Source organism: Kiloniella litopenaei (assembly GCF_000982415.1).
GTDB lineage: Bacteria > Pseudomonadota > Alphaproteobacteria > Kiloniellales > Kiloniellaceae > Kiloniella > Kiloniella litopenaei.
Genome location: NZ_LANI01000048.1, coordinates 1 through 3,179 on the forward strand (window position 1 = coordinate 1; position 3,179 = coordinate 3,179).

The 3,179-nt window shown below is 44.3% G+C and carries 2 protein-coding genes; both read left to right on the plus strand.

The window, feature by feature from the left end:
- Positions 1 to 517 precede the first annotated feature (517 nt).
- Positions 518 to 1,018 carry a DUF2958 domain-containing protein gene (locus WH95_RS20010; protein ID WP_113772064.1) on the plus strand — a complete coding sequence of 167 codons (501 nt, stop codon included), beginning with the start codon at positions 518 to 520 and terminating at the stop codon, positions 1,016 to 1,018.
- A gap of 63 nt (positions 1,019 to 1,081) precedes the next feature.
- Positions 1,082 to 2,950 (plus strand): ParB/RepB/Spo0J family partition protein, encoded by a 1,869-nt coding sequence (locus tag WH95_RS20015; protein ID WP_046510225.1) that lies wholly within the window; start codon positions 1,082 to 1,084, stop codon positions 2,948 to 2,950.
- The last annotated feature ends 229 nt before the right edge of the window (positions 2,951 to 3,179 follow it).

Consider the following 3,179-nt stretch of genomic DNA (forward strand, 5'->3'; position numbering starts at 1 on the left):
TTTGCCCAGGGCGTTGTGATTCCATTGGGTGGTGTTGTTCCCGGGTTTTGATGTTAGAGGGTATTTTGGTTGTCTCCGTCGGGATCTCGCGGTCCCGCTGCATGTGCAGCTCCTTCGAGAGATCTTTTCCCGACTACACCAAGCCGCCGTTTCCCGCTCCGCGTTGCTTCACTCCTTACAGTCTCCCTCTTTACCCTGCTTTTCCGCTGCGCTCTAAATCAGGCTATCCGTTTTCCGGGCAACTGCCCTTTACGTTGTTTGTCGGCCTATTGGCCTTGTGCGCCCTTGGCGCAATGTGGGTATATGGAATGACCTGCGGTCATACTTTGTTTTCTTGTTTTACTAAAACAAGCACTTAACTCTCCTAAAAGGTGGGTCCTCGCCATGCTCGCTCTAAAGAGCTGTGCGTGGCTCTGGTCCCCGCTAAAGCGGCTTTTCTCCAAGTGAAGTTTTGTCTTCCGGTAAAACCATGTGCCGGACACACCGAGCGCATATTTCGTAAAATGGAGGACAAACCATGAAATTAATTACTAAAGAAATTCGCGAAAAACTGCTCTCAAACTTTAAAAATGAGGATGCAGATCATACGCCAGTTTTAAAGCTTTTTAGCCCTTGGAACAGTGCAACTTGGTTGATTACAGAAATGGTTGAAGGTGATGAAGACAAGCTTTTCGGCTTATGTGATCTTGGATTTGGCAGCCCAGAGCTTGGCTATGTTTCGCTTTCAGAAATCGAAGATATAGATGGTCCGCTTGGATTGAGGATTGAGCGCGATATGCATTTCAAGCCAAGGGCGACACTTTCAATCTATGTTGGTGCGGCAAGGATGGAAAGTAGGATCGTTTTCGACCAAGCCTCTTTGGAAGCTGCTTATATGGTCAAGTGTGAGAAATCAGGTCTGACTGATGATGATTTAAAGGCGCAGGTTTTCTGTCCAAATACAGGCAAGCCATTGTCTTTTGCAATGATTAAAGCCTTGGCAGAGGTAGAGGCGAAAACCACAGGCACAGCCGCTTAATACAGAGTTGGGGGCTGGATTGGCCCCCTTCCCTTCCAAAGAAATCTATCATCGAGAAGAACTATGAAAACGAACACACAAGAAAATTTAGTAACAATGATTCCATTCAATCAACTTGTGGAAGATCCAGAAAACGTGCGTAAAACAAGCTCCAAGGCAAGTATGGAGGCTTTGGCAGCTAATATTGCGGCGCATGGCCTTTTGCAAAATCTGCTTGTTCGAAAGGTTGATAACAAGAAGTTTGCCGTTGGTGGTGGTGAGCGTCGTAGGCAGGCCCTCGGTATGCTGGTTGCAGATGGTAAATTAGGTGAAACCCATCCAGTTCCTTGTGTTATCAAGGAAGGTCCAATCACAAGTATTAGTCTGTCTGAAAACGTGCATAGAGCTGCAATGCATCCTGCCGACGAATTTGTTGCTTATAAAGACATGATTGATTCAGGTATGACCGTAAAAGAGGTTGCCGCTATTCATGGGGTTGCGAAGAAAAAAGTTGAACAGAGATTGACGCTCGGTCGCCTCTCCCCTGTTGTATTGAATGCTTATCGTGAAGGTAAGATAGATAAGGATGATGCTAAGGCTTTCACGCTTACCAGTGATACAAAAAGACAGGAGCGTGTGTTTGAAACACTAAGTCCTAATTGCCTCTCTGCTTATCGTATTTCTAATGCAATTACCGACGGTGAAATTGAGAGTGATGAAGAAATCGCTAGGTTTGTAGGCCGTGAAGCCTACGAGGAAGCTGGCGGGATCATTCGTGAAAATCTCTTTGGGGATGAAGTTTTTTTTAAAGATGGTGAGCTACTGACCAAGCTTGCGACGGAGGATTTGCAAGAAGAAGCTGAAAACCTTCTTGCGGATGGCTGGAAGTGGATTGATGTGCAGTTGGAACGTGACTTTTATTCACTTCATAAGATGGATCGTATCTATCCAGAAACTGTGAAATTGTCCAAGACAGATGAAGAAGCACTTGAGCGGGTCAATAAGCGACTGGATGAACTAAACATCACCCGTCACGATAATGAAGCAGATCGCGATGCCTGGAATAAGTTATTTACCCTTAAAAAGGGGCTTGAAGAAAAAACTCAAAAATACAAAGCTTCTGATAAAGCTATAGCTGGTGGTATCGTTAGTATCTGGAATGGAAAGCTTTGTCTGGATTTGGGGTTTGTCCGACCGGAAGATAATCCAGCCTTGCAAGAAGAAAAGGCCAAGAAAGCCGAGGAAAAAGCCAATAATCCAGTTGATTGTGGCGTGGCTCTATCGGACGATCTTGCGGCAATCAGGCTTGAAATATTCCGCATTGAACTTGTTAAAAACCCTGTGATTGCCAGTGATCTTTTAAACTTCCATTTGATCAAAGATATTCTAACAACCGGATTTACTGATAAGCCATTCGACTTGAGTACTGCAAAGCCATATGGTCCGAGAACGCAGTCAGAAAAGGGTGATATGGGGGTGTTTTCTGGCCGTGATGAATATGAAAGGCTTGTGTCAGAGCTACCGATGAAATGGTTCAAGATAAAGGATCAAATTAAGAGTTTTGATGCCTTTAGAGCCTTGTCAGCAGAAGATAAAGCTCGTTTGCAATCTTATGCAGCCGCCTTGATGCTGAATCCTCAACTTGCTGGAGAGAAGCACGCGAAACCTACTTTGGAACATGCAGCGGTTCTAATGGAAACTCACCCACAGGATTACTGGACACCAAATGAGGACTGCTTTAAGCGGATGACCAAAACTCAGATGTTTGGTATTGCCAAAGATGTAATTGGTGCCGAGTTTATTGCCAAGCATGAGAAATCAAAGAAAGGTGAGATTGCCGCTGCCCTAGGACGGGAGTTTGTACCACCAAAGGATTCAAAGCAGAAGCGTGAAAAATCTGTGATTGATAAAATATCTGCTTGGCTTCCGCGTCCGATGCGCGTAGGAAAATAGTTGTTAGGCGGTGGTTGGAATTTGTCCTCCATATCCACCAACTAGCCATATGAAAGGGGAAGCAGGGTAGGCTCTGTTTCCCCTTTTTTGTTGATAATTAAGGGAAATTTTTTGGAAAGCTTTTTTGTAATTTTTTATGTAATGCTCTTGAAATTTATACCTATATGGGTATAATTATGTAATGAGTGAAGAGAAAAAAATATACTGGTTGGGGAACTCCAAAAAGGCA

What these genes read in the sequence shown, in the direction of transcription:
- WH95_RS20010 (WP_113772064.1), top strand. Translation starts at nt 518, where the DNA reads ATGAAATTAATTACTAAAGAAATTCGCGAAAAACTGCTCTCAAACTTT.
- WH95_RS20015 (WP_046510225.1), top strand. Translation starts at nt 1,082, where the DNA reads ATGAAAACGAACACACAAGAAAATTTAGTAACAATGATTCCATTCAAT.